We start from the raw sequence: 15,958 nt of genomic DNA on the forward strand, positions 1-15,958 counted from the left end.
GCCCGGCAAGACCTCAGTTGTGCCGCGCCTGCAACGTGACGGCCGCGAACGCCTTCACTCCGACCACCTTCACGTAGTAGGTACCGACCTGCGGCGTGGCGATGCGGATCGTCTCGTTATTGCCCGGCCGGGCCGAACTGAAATCAGCAGCGTCCTGGGTCGGCTCCGCGCCGAAGCTCACCAGCAGCGACACGTCACCGCTGCCGCCGTAGCTGATGAAGCTCAGGCCGGACGCGCCGGCCGGAACCTCGATCGAGAACAGTTGCGCCTCGTCGACGCCACCAGCCAGCCCGGTCACCGGGACCCGGTTGCTGATCGGGGTCGCTTCCGGCACCGGTTCGCACTCGTCGCCCTCGCACGGTTCGGCGACCGCCGCGACCGCGGCCTGCGCATCGAGGATGCCGCTGCCGACCGGCGTGCCGGCGGGGATCTCGACCGGGAACGGCCGCGCGGTATCTTTCAGCAGGGCGCGCATCTCGTCCGGCGCCAGCGGGGTTTCGGCCACGCTCTGCACCAGCGCGACCACGCCCGCCACGTGCGGCGCCGCCATCGAGGTGCCGGCCATGCCGCCGTAGGTCGGCGTGCCCAGTTCCGGCGAGGTCGCGCTGTCGTTGATGCTTTGCCAGACGTAGCCGCCGGGGTTGCCGTCGGCACTGCCACCGCCGCCGGGGCCGGACAGGTCCACGCGGCTGCCGTAGTTGGAATACCCGGCCCGGCCGCCGCCGATCCGCGTCGCGCCGACGGTGACCACGCTGGCGCAGCTGGCGGGCGTGAAACCGCCGACGTCGGCGTTGTCGTTGCCCGCCGCGACCACCACGGTGGTGCCGTTGGCGATGGCAGCGTCGATCGCGAGCTGCATCGTCGACTCCGCCCCGCAGGCAGCGGCGCCGCTCAGGCTCATGTTGATCACCTCGGCCGGGTTGGCGTTGTCGGGCACGCCGTCCACGCTGCCGCCGGAAGCCCAGACCACCGCGTCGGCGATGTCCGACAGGTAGCCGCCGCAGCGACCCAGCACGCGCACCGGCAACACCCTGGCGTCATGCGCGACGCCGGCCATGCCGATTCCGTTGCCGGTGGTCTCGGCCACGGTGCCGGCGACATGGCTGCCGTGGAACGAGCTGGGCGACACCGGGCACTGGGTCGGGTCGTCGTTCCAGTCCCCGTAGTCGTGCGCACCGGCGACCCGCTCATCGGTCTCGCGGCGCGAAAGGAAGGTGTCGGTGATGAAGTCGTAGCCTTCCAGCACGTTGCCGTCTAGGTCCTCGTGGTCGGTGATGCCGGTGTCGAGCACCGCGACGACCACGCCCTCGCCGCTTGTCGCGTCCCACGCCGCCGGCGCGCGGATGCCGCCGGTGGCGCTGTGCAGGTGCCACTGGTACTGGGCGTAGAGCTCGTCGTCGGGCACCATCGCCGGGCTCACTCGCGCCGGAAGGCCGGTGTGCGACAGGAGGATGTCCGGCTCGACATGCGCGACAGCGGGATCGGTGGCAATGCTGCGCATCAGCGCCGCGGCGCTCACGCGATCGAGTGGGCGCGAGACCTCCACCACGTCGCCACCCAAAGCAAGACTGCGCACGTGGCGGACAGACAGTCCCGCGCCGCCAACCAGGCCGGAACGGGCGACCACCTGCTGCAATGACTGCACCAGGCGCTGCGTGTCGTGGCGCTGCGGGCTGCCTTCGCGATAGCGGACGATGAAGCGGTCATGCTCCTGCCGGTCCGCCGCCAACGCGGAGGTGGCATCGGCAACCGGCAAGGGCGTGCTGTTGCCGGCCATGGCCAGCGGCGCCGACAAGCCGAGCAAGACCGCCGCGGCGAGGATGCCGGGCAGATGGTTGCGGAAGACGGGCCGGCGCTTGTGGGCACGGATGATCTGGATCGACATCGGATTCTCCTGGGAGGATTTCGCATGCCGTCTGTCGGCATGCCACGGGATTGCCGGAAAAGACAGCCGTCCGTGGCCGTCGGGGGTAAAAAGAAGAGCGGCGCTGCGATTACCAGCCGAAGCCGAGGCCGACGCCGACCGAGCTTTCGTCGTCGCTGAAGGCGCCACCGATGGTCATCGTTGCGCGGTCGCTGAACGCACGCTGGAAGCCGACCGAGAGCGCCTGCTCGCCGCCGGAGAATCCAACGCCGACACCGACCCGGTTGGACGTGCGGATGCCCGCGGCACTGGTCGCCATGTTGAGCATCGCGGCGTTCATCGCGCCCATGCGGTCGATGCGCTCGTCCTGTTCGATGAAGCGCTCGCCGACTTCGGTGCGCAGGTCGTCGATGGCCGCCATCGGCACCGCCACCGCCTGGGTGATCTTGGTGTCGGTGTAGGCGTTGGCCTGGCTCAGGGTCTGCGCGTTGGCGGTGGCGGTCGGCTGCGCGGCTTCGGAGTCGTCGGTCGCAGCAGTCGTCTCGGTGGTCACGCGGCGGGGAGCGTCAGCGCTGGCGGCGGTGATGGTTCCGCCGCTCCCGTGTTCCCCGCCATCCTCGCTGGCGACGGTCGCAGTGACGTCGACATCCCCTGCATCCGCAGTCGCAGCTGCCGATGGCGACGTGGCGGCGGTCCTTGAGGAGGCAATGGCCGTGGACGCCGTATCGCTTACGCCGTTCTCCAACCCATCCACACGCTGGTCGAGTGCGGCCAGACCATCATCAAGCGCGGTCAACGCATCGCCGACCGTACCGAATGCCGATTCCATCACGTGGTAGGTGGGCGCGATGATCCCCCCGGTCGCACTGAGCATGGCGCCACCGCCGAGGGCGTTGACCAGGGCCTGGTTAGTGTTGAACAGCTGCCCGCCAGTCACCGCCTCGCTGCTGGTCGCATTGAGCGTCCCGGCGGCGAGGTTGCCCAGCGTCGTGCCATCGGCACCGGCCAGGCGCAGGCTGGCTTTTGCATCGTCCTCGTAGGTCACGGCGTCGGCGACCGAACCTTCCGCGTCGACCAGTCCGATCTCGCGCAACTGCGCCAAGTTGACCGCGTCGGTGTCTTCAGTACCCGCCGCGACGTTGGTGATCTGGCGTTCGGCGCCGGCGCTGCCGACCGACACCGTGTTGTCGCGATGGGCGATCGAACCACTGCCCAATGCCACGCTGTTCGCCCCGATGGCGCTGCTGCGCCAGCCGAACGCGAGGCTGCCGTCCGCGCTGGCACGCGACTGGCTGCCCATGGCGATGCTGTCGGCGCCCGATGCATTGCTGCCGGTGCCCAGCGCCGTGCTGCTGTCACCACTGGCACGGCTGGACTCGCCCACCGCCGTGGCGAAGGCGCCCTCGGCAATGCTCGACGCGCCCAGCGCGGTGCCGGCACGCCCGCTGGCAATGCTGTTGGCGCCCACCGCGGTGGCATCGAAGCCGCTGGCCGCACTGTCGATGCCGTTTGCCGTCGACTGGATGCCGCTGGCATTGCTGCGGGTGCCGGTGGCGGTGGCTTCGTCGCCGGCGGCGGTTGAGTCCGCACCCAACGCAACGCCGTACTTGCCCAGCGCATAGCTGCGCATGCCCAGGACGGTACTCAGGTGGCCGCGCGACTCGGCGAACTGGCCGACCGCGGTGGAGCCGGTGCCAACCGCGAAGCTGGCGCTGCCGATCGCCACCGTGTGCGATCCGTAGGCATGGGCGTGGCGCCCCATCGCGGTCGCGAACTCGCCGCGTGCGGTCGCATCGGAGCCGACCGCGGTGGTGAAGTCCGCCAGCGCGCTGCTGGCGACGCCGAGCGACGTGGACGACGACCCGCGGGCGATCGCCACTCCGCCGAGCACCGTGCTGCCGTCGCCGGTGGCCTGCGAACCCGCGCCAACCGCCGTGCTCTGGTTGCCCGAAGCCAGCGGGTTCCACACCTCGAACTCACCGGTCTCCATGTTGAACATCTCGTAGCCTCCGCCCAACGCGGTGCTGGCCACCCCGGTTGCCTGCGCGCCCTCGCCGAACGCGGAGCTGTGCACACCGCTGGCGGTGGCGCCGTAGCCGACTGCAGTGCCGTAGTCGGCGGTGGCGAAGGAACCACTGCCAAAGGCCGACGTGCCGATGCCGAGCGCGTTGCTGCCCGAGCCGGTCGCGGTCGCGTATTCGCCTTCGGCCAGCGCATCGTCGCTGCCATCGCCGTTGCCGTTGGCCGCGAAGTAGTGGCTGGCCTCGCCAACACTGTCGGCGACGTCCTCGAGCTGGCCGAGGTTGACCGCGTCGGTCGCCTCGGTGCCGGCCGTCACGTGGGTGATCTGGCGCGTCTCCGGGAAGCCGTCGATGTTGGCGCCGGCCCCGACCGACACCGCATTGGCCCGATCGGCCACCGAGCCGGTGCCCAGCGCCACACTCTGCTCCTCCAGCGCGAAGGCGTAGTACCCCAGCGCCATCGCGCCTTCGGCATTGGAGAACGCCGAGCCGCCCAACGCCACGGAGCGGCGCGCGTAGGCCGATGCCGATTCGCCGACGGCAGTCGCACTGACCCCGCTCGACGAGGCGTTCCAGCCCAGCGCGGTCGACTGGATGCCGGTAGCACTGGCGCCCGCGCCGAACGCCGAGGCGCGATCGGCCGAGGCGGTGGTCGGGATATGACCCAGCACCCGCCCGGCAGGCTGACTGCCGCCCACCGCGGTGCTCTGCGCGCCGGTCGCCTGTGCCGATTCGCCGAGCGCGACACTGCTGGCGCCGGCGGCGTTCGCGCGCGATCCGGCCGCGGTCGACCACATGCCCGAGGCCATCGAGGCGGTCCCGAGCGCCGTGCCGAGTTCACCGCTGGCCTGGGCGCCGGCGCCGAACGCGCTCGTGGCGCCGCCACTGGCAACCGTGCTGCCTTCCAGTACTACCTGCTGGTGGGTTTCCGCATCTTCGTAGCTGTAGTCCAGCCGGCCGCCAACCGCCGTGCCCGAGGCCGACGAAGCCAGCGAGTCAACACCGATCGCGGTCGCGTTGTCGGCCACCACGGTGGCGCCGCTGCCGTACGCGGTCGCGCCGATGCCCAGCGCGTTGCTGGCCGAGCCCGACGCGGTGGCGTATTCGCCTTCGGCCAGCGCATCGTCGCTGCCGTCGTCGTTGCCGTTGGCCTCGAAATAATGGGTCGCGTCGGCGACTTCCGCGCCAAGTTCCCGCAGTTGCGCGAGATTGACCGCGTCGAATTCCTCCGTGCCCGCAGCGACATTGGTGATCTGGCGCTGGAACGGTCCCTGCCCGTTGAGCGGGCTGGTCACCGCGCTGCCCACCGAAACGGTGTCGGCACGGTCGGCATACGAGTACGCCCCTAGCGCAACGCTGTTCTCGGCGATTACGTCGGTCTCGGCACCCAGCGCGGTGGTGCGGTCCAGCCGCGCCCGGGCCTGGCGGCCGAACGCGCTGCTATGCGTGCCCGCGGTGCCGGACATCTGCCCGACCGCGGTGTTTTCGTCGCCGTAGGCAACGCCGCCGACCGCGACGCTGCGGTCGCCGTGGGCTTTCGCCCACGAGCCCAGCGCAGTGCTGAAGACGCCATAGCTGCGGGTCTGCTGGCCGATCGCCACGCTCCAGTCGCCGCGCGCGGTGCTGGCCGGGCCGATCGCGACGGTGCTTTCGCCACTGGCCTCCGACACCGCGCCGACCGCGACCGAACCGTAATTGGTCGCACGCGCCGCCACGCCCAGCGCGGTGCTTTCCTGGCCGGAGGCCACCGTCGACCAGGTTTCCTCCTCCCAGGTCTGGCCATTGATGACCGTCATCTGGCCGCCGATGGCGGTGCTGCTCTGCCCGCTGGCTTCGCTGCCGACGCCGTAAGCCGCGCTCCAGTCGCCGCTGGCAACGCTGTTGAAACCGCCCGCGGTAGCCGTCTCGCCGAGTGCGAACGCACCGCTGCCGAACGCCGACGCGCCAACGCCGAATGCGGCGCTGCTGGCGCCCAGGGCGGTGCTGTAGTCCGCATCGGCGATGGCATCGGCGCCAAGCGCTGTGCTGTCGCCTCCACCGGCGATGCTGCCGTAGCCGTTGGCGGTGCTGGCGAGGCCGCTCGCCTCGCTGAGTGTACCGGTGGCGGTCGCGTGCTCACCGCTCGCCAGCGCGCCGGCACCGACCGCGGTGGCGGCCTCGCCCTGCGCGCGGGTCTGCACGAGCTCGCCGGTCCACCCGCTGCCGTCGTCCGCCGCGCCGACGAAGTAGGCGCCACCGAGCGCGGTGCTGTTGGCGCGTCCGGCATTGGCGCCGACGCCGACCGCGGTGCCGGCATGGCCACTGACTCGGCTGTTGCTGCCGACCGCGGTTCCGTAATCGGCCGACGACGTGCTGTCCGGTCCGAGCGCCGCGCTGTTGTCCGCAGCCGCGTAGCTGCGCGCGCCCAGCGCGGCGCTGTTGAAGCCGGCCGCCTCGCTGCCGATACCGACGGCGGTGCTGTAGTCGGCGCTGGCACGGGATGCCGTGCCCAGCGCGGTGCTGTCCATGCCGTCGGCCAGCGACAGGTTGCCGAGCGCGCTGGCGTTCTGGCCCAGCGCGCGGGCGACGCTGCCGAGCGCGGTGCCGAAGTCGCCCTCGGCGGTGGCGCCGGCTCCGACCGCGACCGCATGGCCGCCGGTCGCCGATGTGTTCTCCCAGCCGGCGAAGGTGTTGAAGGCGCCGCCGATGGCGACGCTGGAGCCGCCGGCGGCGACCGCCTTGGCGCCGATCGCGATATCGCCGAGCGCGCTGGCGTCGGACTCGCTGCCGACCGCAATGCTCCACTGGTTGCTCGCGGTGGCCTCATGGCCGCTGGCCACCGAGCGGTAGCCGCTGGCGCTGCTGCCGGCGCCGCTGGCGACCGCGTGCTCGCCGGTGGCCTGGGCATCGTCGCTGCCGTCGCGGGCGCCGTCGGCCGCGAAGTAGTGTTTCGCGTCCTGGATGCTGGCATTACGGCTACCCTTGCCGGCGATCCGCGCCGCGGCAACGGGCGCGGCGCCATCGCATTCGACTACGGCCCGATAGCGACCCGACGCATCCGGTTCGCCCGCCTCGACGATCCGGCAGCCCTCCGCGGTATCGATGTCCGGCGTGTCTGCAGCCGGCCTGGGGGCTTGTGACTGGGCCCAACCCGCCTGGGGGGCGGCGAGCAATAACAGGATGGCGACGTGCAACGGCGTGCGCTTCATGAGGCGTGGATCTCCCGGAGTGGACGAACGCGCCCTGCCCGGGGGAGGGCAAGTCGCGGCATGGCTTCCGGACGCTGTCACGCCCCTGCAGGACCGTCATTCCAGTTGCATGACGATTGCATTACAGGGAGGTTTGTTCTTTCAAGTCAGTGGCTTGCGACCTCCTCGGGGTGCGTCGGCATCGTCGGCGACGGGGCCACCAGGGTCAGCTCGGCCGGGATGTTGCGTTCGCCGGCGAGGCGACGTGCATTCTCCAGTGCGCGTTGCCACGGGTCGTGCTGGCCGAGTTTCTGGAACAGGCGCGCCTGCAGCAGCGCGAGGTCGAAATCGCGTTCGGCCCAGGGCGCCACCCGACCGACCAGGGCGCCGGCATCATCGAGTCGGCTGCGCTCCAGCAGCCAGGTGGCATGAGCGTCTACCACCTCGGCGATCTCGGCGGCGATGCCGCGTTGTTCGGCCAGCGCCAAGGCCGCGCGATAGCTGGAATCGGCAGCCTGTTCATCCCCGCGCACCCGCTGTGTCACCGCACGTATCAACACTTCCGGCAGGCTGTCGCCGGAGTTGGCGACGCCCGCGTCTGGCAATGGCAGGTCGGCCCGCAGCGAAGCCTGCTGCCGACGCAGCCGGGTCCATGCCCGCAACCGCGGCCGCATGCGTTGCGGCCATTCGCGCAGGGCCTCCTCGGCCAGCAACGCCGCCGACCGCGGGTCACCCGCGTGCCACGCCAACTCCATCTGCAGGAACTCGCGACGACGGAAATCGCCCGGCACCACCGTACCGGCCTCCGGCCGCTGCAGCAGTTCGCGCGCTTCGCTCAGCTGGCCGGTGGCGATCAGCACCTCGGCGCGACCCAGCAGTAGGTTGGCGCGCTGGGCCGGGTCGCGTATCCGCTCGCGCAGCGCCCAGGCGCGCTCGCTCTCCTGCAGCGCCCGGGCCGGTTGCAGCAACTGCAGCCGGGCGGTCATCAGCATCCCGCTCATCGCCGCCAACTCGTTGACCGCGCCCATCGACGCGAAGTCGTCGGCGGCCTTGTCGAAGTAGCCGACTGCCTGGGCGGGGCGGTCGCGGTCCATCTCGACATTGCCCAGGTTGGCGTCGACCCTCGCCACCGCCAGCCCGTCGCCGGCACGGACGAGTTGCACGCGCGCCGTGCCGAGGTCGGCCAGGGCCTGGGCGAAACGTCCCTGCGAGGAGCGGGTGACAGCGCGTGCGTTCAACGCCCGACCCAGCTCGGCGGGGTACTTGCCGCCATCAAGCAGGCGCACCGCCCGGTCGTAGCTGCGCTCCGCCTCGGCATAGCGGTCAAGCCGGATGAGCATCGCCCCGCGCGCATTCAGCAGCCGCGCGTGAAACAGCGGGTCGGCCTGCAGTCCGGGCATTTCCAGCAACTCGTCGAGGCTGGCAAGACCGCGCTCGTACTCGCCAGCACGGAAGTCCACCTGGGACAGGCGGTAACGCAACTGCGGTTGCGAGCGCTGCAACTCCGGCGCCTCGTTGAGGATCCGCCGCGCGGTGTCGAGCTCGTTGGCCAACATCGCCGATTGGGCACGTTGCAGGCGCTCGGCCAAGCCAGGATCGGTCTCGGCCTCCGTCGCGGGCGGCAGGTGGCCGCCGAGCGCAGCCAGCAGGCGATCGCCGGCGGCACGGGTTGCATCGAGCAAGTCCTGATGCACGCCATGTCCGCGCTGCGCCACGCCGTGCACATCTGTCGCGACCAGCGACACGGCCCATCGATCTTGTTCCTGCGTCGCCTGGCTGGTAACCACCCAAGCCGTGCGCGTCGCCTCGCGCAATGCTGTTGTATCGCTGGCCAGTCCGGGATTCTTGCGCAGCACGCCCAGGGTGGTTTCGCTGGCCAGCACCGGCAAGCTGGCACGACGCAGGCGGTCGGCCAGATAATCCATCAGGCCCAAACGCGCCCACGCGACATCGCCCGCTCCGGTGACATCGGTTGGCAGGACCATGATCGCGCCGCGCGGCACGGCGGCGTCGGCACGGGACTGCGTTCCGCCGATCCGAACCGAGGCGTGCGGAACCCACCATGTCAGCAATCCCGCGAGCAGCGCGAACGCGGCACCAAGCAGTGCCGGTCGCAATACGCGTTCCAGCGGCGGTGCCGGCGACGGTCGGGCGGGTTTCCGTGCGGCGGCAGGGTTGGTCGCCGCGAGGTCACGATGTGTGACTTGGGCGGCCGCGACATCGGAGTCGCTCTCCGCGACGGCGGCAGCCTCGGCGAACTCCTCCGCAATCGCGGCCGTCCAGCGGAACCCGAAGCGCGGAACAGTGCGGATCGTGTGCTGCTTCTGGCCATCATCGCCGACGGCGCGACGGGTCCGCAGGATGATCTGCGCCAATTGCGCGTCGGACACGTCGGCTCGCCCAAAGACCGCCCCGACCAGTTCATCGCGACCCACCGCACGGTCCCGATGCTCGATCAGGCAGCACAGGCATTCGAACACCCGCGCCTGCAACGCCACCGGCCTGTCCTCGCACCTCAGCTCCCGCCGGGCCAGATCCAGCGTATGGCTTCCGAAGCGATAACGGGCGATGGTCATGCGTGCGGGGGACTCGTCTTCCGTCGGGGCCGCCGGCCCGGGAATGCCGCCTGATCATCGCCCATCCGGGCAAGCAGTATCGCTAGGCAGTTGGCAGTTCCGACGATGCGCGCCCTGCCCGGCGGCCGCTGAGCGCGGGAAACAGCATCCCGTCATCGTCATCGTCCGCCGGCATACGCACATGGAACAAACCGGTCGCGACCTGAGCCTGCTGTCGCTCAGCCGAGCGTGAACCCGGCGGAGGCTTCGTTGTCTGCCGCCGCGGTGCGCTCGACCCGCTCGACCCGGGCCGATGGCGGTCCGTGCCGCAACCAGTCGGCCAGCGTTTCGATTGCGGCGTCATCACCCGCCGCGAGGACCTCGACCCGGCCGTCGTCGAGGTTAATCGCGTGACCGCGCAAGCCGAGCGCGATCGCCTGCTCACGGGTGCTGGCGCGGAAGAACACGCCCTGCACCTTGCCGCTGACCAGGAAGCGCGCGGCGCTCATGACGGTTGCGCGGCGTTGGCCTCGTCGGTGCCGGCTTCGTTGCTGCCGACATCAGCCGCGGGACCGCCGGCGGCGGCGATCGCGGCCTCGATCTCGCGCGCCGTGACCGGGCCGACCACCTGTTTGGCGACCGTGCCATCGGGGGCGATCAGGTAGGTCATCGGCAACCCGCGCGGGGTTTCGAAATCGGCCGGCGGGTCGTAGGTGTCGACGATCGCGATCGGGTACACCACCGGATGCGCATCGAGGAAATCGCGCATCGCCTCGACCTCGATGTCCTCGTAGGCCAGGCCGATCACCTCGATGTGCTCGTGCATCGCATCCAGCGCCGACAGCTCCGGCATTTCCTTCAGGCACGGCGCGCACCAGGTCGCCCAGAAGTTGACCACCACCCAGTTGCCGCGATGCGCGGCGAGATCGTAGGACGTGCCGTCGAGGGTGGCGATCTGCAACTGCGGCACCTGCTTGTCGGCCGCGCCCGGCGGTTCCGGCGCCGTATCCCCCCCATCTGGCGCGTCGGTGGCGAGCGGCGTCGCCGCATCCGACACATCCGCGTCGGGTGCACCGGCCGGTTGACACGCGGCCAACACGGTGGCCAAGACCATACCTACAAACAACAAGACAATCGCACGACTACCCATCGATCATTTCTCCTCGGCGTGGATGCTGCCCACGCGGCGTTTGAGCAGGGCCCGCAACGGTACCCGCAGTTCGTCGAGCGCGGCGACGGTGGCCTGCCCCAGCGCATCCTCGCGGCACGGCAGGTGGGCCTCGGCGATCGGGATGCGCAACTGGCAGGCCTCGTACAGTTCGGCCAGACTCAGTTGGTCGAGGTCGCGCGCCAGCAGCCACTCACCGCCCTCTGCGCGCCGCACCACGTTGATTTCGCACAGCTGAGCCAGCATCTCCTGCACCAGCGCGTCGGTCAGGATCGGCTCCAGTTGCTGGATGTCGTCGCTGTGCAGGCCCTCGCCGCGATCGCGCGCTTGGTTGAATCGCGCCAGCATCCTCAGCAGCCCATAGAACTCGTAGCCGTGCGGCAAGCGCATGGACGCGGGCTGGTAGCGGAACGCGGAGATGGTCGACGCCAGCGACGCTCCCAGCAGCACCGCGAACCAGCTCAGGAAGATCCACAACAGGAAGATCGGCACGAACGCGAGGGTGCCGTAGATCTTCGAGTAGTTGCCGAACGTGCCCAAGTACAGGCCGATGCCGCCCTTGATCAACTCGAACAGCAGCCCCGCCAGCAGCGCCCCGGCAACCGCGTGGCGCCAGTGCACGGTGCGGTGCGGCACCACCTTGTAGATCGCCGCGAACGCCAGCAGCTCCAGCGCCAGCGGCGCGAGCTGCAGCATCAGGTTCTCCAGCACGTGGCCGGCCTCGGTGTCGAACACCGACAGGGCGAAGAACCGCGCCGACAGCGCCAGGCTGGCCGCGGCCATCAACGCACCGAGGGTCAGCACCGTCCAGTAGACCAGGAAGCGGCCGAACTTCGGCCGATGCGAGCGCACCCGCCATATCCGGTTGAACGCGGCCTCGACCCCATTGAGGGTGATCAGCAACGACACCACCAGCGCGATCACGCCGGCGACGGTGAGCTGGCCGGCGTTGCTGGAGAACTGCAACAGGTAGTCCTCGACCGAGCGGGCGGCGTTGGGCACGAAGTTGGAGAAGATGTAGTCGCTGAGCCGCGCGCTCCATTCGGCGAACAGCGGGAACGCCGACAGCACCCCGAACACCACCATCGACAGCGGCACCAGCGCGAACACGGTGGTGAACGACAACGCGCCGGCGGCCTGGAACAGGTCGTCCTCGAGCACGCGCTTGCCGAGGAACCGGGTGAACGCCCCGGCCCGCGCCTTGTCGCGCATGCGGTCGCTCCAGCGATAGAAGGAGTCCAGCGGTTCCATTGGCCGGAGGTTACCCGATGGGCCGCAAGTCGGCGCGTGATGTTGCTTTATCCTTGCGGCCTGCCCTGCAAGAGATGCATCGATGCGCGAGATCCTGGTCCTGTACTACAGCCGTGGCGGTTCGGTCGCGCGGTTGGCGCGGCAGGTCGCGCGCGGCATCGGCGAGGTCGAAGGCATGAGCGCGCGCGTGCGCACGGTGCCGCCGGTGGCGGCGGTGACCCAGACCGCGGCACCGCCGGTTCCGGAAGACGGCGCGCCGTATGTCGAAGCGCGTGACCTCGACGAATGCGCCGGCCTGCTGCTCGGCAGCCCGACCCGCTTCGGCAACATGGCCGCGCCGCTCAAGCACTGGCTCGACGGGCTCGGCGCGCAGTGGGCCAGCGGCACCCTGGTCGGCAAGCCGGCCGGCGTGTTTACTTCGACCGCAAGCATGCACGGCGGCCAGGAGTCGACCCTGCTGACGATGATGGTGCCGCTGCTGCACCACGGCTGCCTGGTGCTCGGCATCCCGTACACCGAGCCTCTGCTGAGCACGACTCGCGGCGGCGGTACGCCATATGGCGCGAGCCATGTCGCCGGCAACAATGACGACCCGCACCCGAGCGACGACGAGGCGGCGCTGGCCCGCGCGCTAGGCCGGCGGGTGGCGACGGTCGCGGCGAGGCTGGCATGAGCGCGACGGAGCAATGGCCGCCGGCGCGGCGGGTTTTGATGGCCAGTCTGTGCGCCCTGGTGGCGCTGTACGTGTTCTGGTTCCTCCGGGTGCACCCGGACAACGTCGCGCTGGTGGTGTTCGCCTTGCCGCCGGCGCTGTGCGCGCTCGGGGTGTGGCGTCGGGCGCGGACCGCTGGCTTGTGGAGCGCTGTGCTGGCGCTGGCGTGGTTCAGTCACGGCGTGTTGATTGCCTGGATCCGGCCTGAGGAGCAGGCCTTGGCGTGGATCGAACTGACGTTGGCGGTGGTAGTCGTGTTTGCGGCGAGCCTGCCGGGGCTGCGGGCGCGGTTCAACCGCAAGCGCGGGTGATTGCCGGTTCCGGTGTAGGAGCGACGTCAGTCGCGAACCGCCGAACGCTGGAGGCCATGTACAGGTCGCGACTGATGTCGCTCCTACCCGGGACCGCCTCCAGACAAGCGGCCGTATAATTCACGGCCCCCACCGCATTCCCGGCGTCCCATGGACCAGCTCTGCATCGTCACCACCGGCGGCACGATCGACAAGATCTACTTCGACGACAAGTCGGACTACCAGATCGGCGAGCCGCAGATCGGCCGCATCCTCGACGAGCTTGGGGTCGCGTTCCGCTACGACGTGGTCCCGATCCTGCGCAAGGACTCGCTGCACATCGGCGACGACGACCGCGAACTGATCCGCGCGACCATCGCCGCGCAGGATGCACGCCACGTGCTGGTCACCCACGGCACCGACTCGATGGTGGCGACCGCCAAGGTGCTGGCCCGCATCGAAGGCAAGACCATCGTGCTGACCGGCGCGCTGAACCCGGCCCGCTTCCGCGGCTCGGACGCGGAGTTCAACATCGGCACCGCGGTCGGCGCGGTGCAGTCGCTGCCACCCGGCGTGTACATCGCGATGAACGGACGCATCTGGGACCCGGCCAGGGTCCGCAAGAACGTCGAGGCGAACCGTTTCGAGTCGTTGTAACGGCAAAAAAAAGCCCCGGTGGGAACCGGGGCGAAAGTACGGAGAGATGTGGGGGGATTTATCCGCTCAGAACTCGATGCTCCAGCCGTTGATATAGCCGTCGTCGTAGGTGTAGTTGTCGTTGACCCGCAGTTTCCAGCTGCCGTCGAGCGGCTCGCTAGACAGGTCCCGGGTGTAGCTGCCGATCAGGTCGTCGGCGCTGCCGCCACTGCGGTTATGCAGGTTGTAGATGCTGCCGTCGGGGGCGACCAGGTCGACCCGGAGGTCGGCACGGTAGCTGTGGCGGATGTCGACCGAAACCACCGCGTCGGCCGGCGCGTTGCCGCTGCGGCCCGACACCGCGATCGGGCTGTCCACCGTGGCGTTGTCGTTGATGGTGTAGTCGCCGCTGTTCTCGTAGGTCTGGCGATCGCCGCCGTCGCCACCGCCGGTTTCGTAACTGGCGACCAGGCCGACCCCGCTGAATCCCGAGTACGCCTTGGCCCGCACGTGCCAGGTGCCCGCGGCGGGCGTGGCGAAGCTGCAGGTCTCGGCGTTGCCGCTGCGGTAGGGCCGGCAGTCGTAGCCGCTGTCGGTCGGCGCACTGCCGTGGTTGACGTACAGGTCGGCATCGCCGCTGCCACCGGACATCACGAATTGCAGGTCGCTCGCGCCGGCCGGCACCTCGAAGGTGTAGCGCAGGTCGGTGCCGGTGCTCGCCGCCAGCCCGGTCACCGGCACGCCGTTCTCCAGCACGTTGCCGTCGTCCGGCGGATCGGTGTCGCCGCCACCTTCGGTCTTGGCCAGTTCGCCGAGGAAAGCCAGCCCCAGCTTGGCCAGAGGCACCGAGGCATTGGCGTTGTTGCCCATGTTGGACAGGGTGTCGTACGGGGTGTGGATGTCGTTGTTGAAGCTGGCCTCGAACATCATCGCCGCCGGGTAGCCGGCGCTGGTCCACGAGGCATGGTCGGAGCAGCCGTAACCGCAGGTGTAGGTGCCGCGGACCAGGCCCAGCGGCGCCAGGTACTCGTCGAAGATGTCGCGCAGGAACTGCTGCAGGTCGGCGTTGGAGTAATCGGTCAGCAACTGCATGTCGACCGACGAGCCGGCCGCATAGTTGGTCATGTCCAGTTGCAGCACGCCGACCACGTTCTTGCCCTGGTCGGCGAACGACTGCGCGATCGCGTTGGAGCCGCGCAGGCCGACTTCCTCGGCGGCGTAGCCCATGAACTTGACCGTGCGCCGCGGCTTCCAGTCGCCGGCCAGGGCGACTCGGACCACCTCGGTCAGGGTGGCGATGCCGGAGGCGTCGTCGTCGGCGCCGGGCGCGTCCATCGCGTTGCCGCTGCCGGAATTGGAGATCGAGTCGAGGTGGCCGCCGAGTACGACGATCTCGTCGGCCAGGTCGGTGCCATTGATGGTCAGGATCACCGACGGCTGGGTCGAGCAGTTGCTGCACCCGGTGAACAACTCGGCGCTGGCATCGCTGCGGCCGTTGGCAAGCGCCGCCCAGCTGTCGCGGATCCACAGCGCCGACTCGCGGCCGGAAGTGCTGGCGTAATAGCGGTTCGGGTAGCCGTTGGAGAGGTGGTCGATGGTCGCGCGGATGTTGCCTTCCTGCACCTGCGGCAGCCACGGGCCGACCGTCGCCTGGTTGTCGACGCTGTAGTCGGCGAAGGTCGTGGTGATCGCCTGCGCGCTTTGCTCCTGCGCGAGGAAAGCCTCGGCTTCGGCGCGGCTGGCGAACGCGAAGAAGCCGCCGCAGCGCTTCTCCCGCTCGTGGATCTGCTCGCTGACCGCGGACAGCTGGTGGGCCTGGACCTGCGAGATCACCAGCGTGTTGCCGATGCCGTCGCTTTCGGTGCTGGGCGCGCGGGCGATCGCCTGCAGGCCGCCCTGGTAGGTGTCGAGCGAGCTGACGATGTAGACCGGCGCGAAGGGGTCGTGGGCGAGTCGTTCGGTCAGTTCGGGGCTGGCATGGTGGTGATCGCCGGCCTGCGCGTGGGCGCCGCCTGCGATCAGGGCCGCCGCGACCAGCGCGACAAGTCGATGGGGTCTGCGAATCATCGGGACACTCCTTGTGGCTGCGCCGGTTCCGGCGCGTTCCCTGCGTTGGTTGGTACGGCAACGCCCCCCTGTCCGGAATCCCCTGTCGATCCGGTCGACGCCTGCGGACTGACAATAATTGTCAGCATGCTGACGCTACGCGACAGCAGGGCCGCAACTCAAGCGACAGACTCGGCAAAGTCCCTCGCCAATCGTGACAGCCGTCACGACTCTTGAATCCGGCGCCA

General features: G+C 69.7%; 9 protein-coding genes and 1 pseudogene. 3 read left to right on the top strand and 7 right to left on the bottom strand.

Annotated elements, in window-relative coordinates; all coding sequences use genetic code 11:
• Positions 1-13: 13 nt before the first annotated feature.
• The 6 genes and pseudogenes from SNE34_RS13980 to SNE34_RS14005 all read right to left on the bottom strand — a co-directional run bounded on the left by SNE34_RS13980 (position 14) and on the right by SNE34_RS14005 (position 12,026).
• On the bottom strand, positions 14-1,885 hold the full coding sequence (locus SNE34_RS13980; protein ID WP_332618228.1) for a S8 family peptidase: 1,872 nt from the start codon (positions 1,883-1,885) through the stop codon (positions 14-16).
• A 109-nt stretch (positions 1,886-1,994) separates the two neighbouring features.
• Positions 1,995-7,073: a YadA-like family protein gene (locus SNE34_RS13985; protein WP_332618229.1), complete on the bottom strand. Its 5,079-nt coding sequence runs from the start codon at positions 7,071-7,073 to the stop codon at positions 1,995-1,997.
• A gap of 146 nt (positions 7,074-7,219) precedes the next feature.
• Complete coding sequence (locus SNE34_RS13990) at positions 7,220-9,628, bottom strand: winged helix-turn-helix domain-containing protein (RefSeq protein ID WP_332618230.1); 2,409 nt, start codon at positions 9,626-9,628, stop codon at positions 7,220-7,222.
• Positions 9,629-9,846: 218 nt separating this feature from the next.
• A complete protein-coding gene (locus SNE34_RS13995; protein WP_332618231.1) occupies positions 9,847-10,116 on the bottom strand; it encodes an acylphosphatase in 270 nt (89 codons plus the stop codon).
• Between the two features lie 65 nt (positions 10,117-10,181).
• Positions 10,182-10,757, bottom strand: a pseudogene (locus SNE34_RS14000) (TlpA family protein disulfide reductase); the annotation flags it as partial.
• A 3-nt stretch (positions 10,758-10,760) separates the two neighbouring features.
• Positions 10,761-12,026 carry a YihY family inner membrane protein gene (locus tag SNE34_RS14005; protein WP_332618232.1) on the bottom strand — a complete coding sequence of 422 codons (1,266 nt, stop codon included), beginning with the start codon at positions 12,024-12,026 and terminating at the stop codon, positions 10,761-10,763.
• An 82-nt stretch (positions 12,027-12,108) separates the two neighbouring features.
• On the opposite strand from SNE34_RS14005, the gene wrbA reads away from it, so the two are divergent.
• The 3 genes from wrbA (at position 12,109) to SNE34_RS14020 (ending at position 13,685) form a co-directional block, all read left to right on the top strand.
• The gene (gene wrbA, locus SNE34_RS14010) at positions 12,109-12,699 is read left to right on the top strand and encodes an NAD(P)H:quinone oxidoreductase (protein WP_332618233.1); all 591 of its coding nucleotides are present in this window, start codon (positions 12,109-12,111) and stop codon (positions 12,697-12,699) included.
• Positions 12,700-12,737: 38 nt separating this feature from the next.
• Positions 12,738-13,049 carry a DUF2069 domain-containing protein gene (locus SNE34_RS14015; protein WP_332618234.1) on the top strand — a complete coding sequence of 104 codons (312 nt, stop codon included), beginning with the start codon at positions 12,738-12,740 and terminating at the stop codon, positions 13,047-13,049.
• 150 nt (positions 13,050-13,199) lie between these two features.
• Positions 13,200-13,685: an asparaginase domain-containing protein gene (locus SNE34_RS14020; RefSeq protein ID WP_332618235.1), complete on the top strand. Its 486-nt coding sequence runs from the start codon at positions 13,200-13,202 to the stop codon at positions 13,683-13,685.
• Positions 13,686-13,751: 66 nt separating this feature from the next.
• Here the strand turns inward: SNE34_RS14020 and SNE34_RS14025 are convergent, their stop codons facing one another.
• The gene (locus tag SNE34_RS14025; RefSeq protein WP_332618236.1) at positions 13,752-15,731 is read right to left on the bottom strand and encodes a M20/M25/M40 family metallo-hydrolase; all 1,980 of its coding nucleotides are present in this window, start codon (positions 15,729-15,731) and stop codon (positions 13,752-13,754) included.
• Positions 15,732-15,958 lie beyond the last annotated feature (227 nt).

Source organism: Novilysobacter erysipheiresistens (assembly GCF_036663935.1).
In the GTDB taxonomy this organism is placed as follows: Bacteria; Pseudomonadota; Gammaproteobacteria; order Xanthomonadales; family Xanthomonadaceae; genus Novilysobacter; species Novilysobacter erysipheiresistens.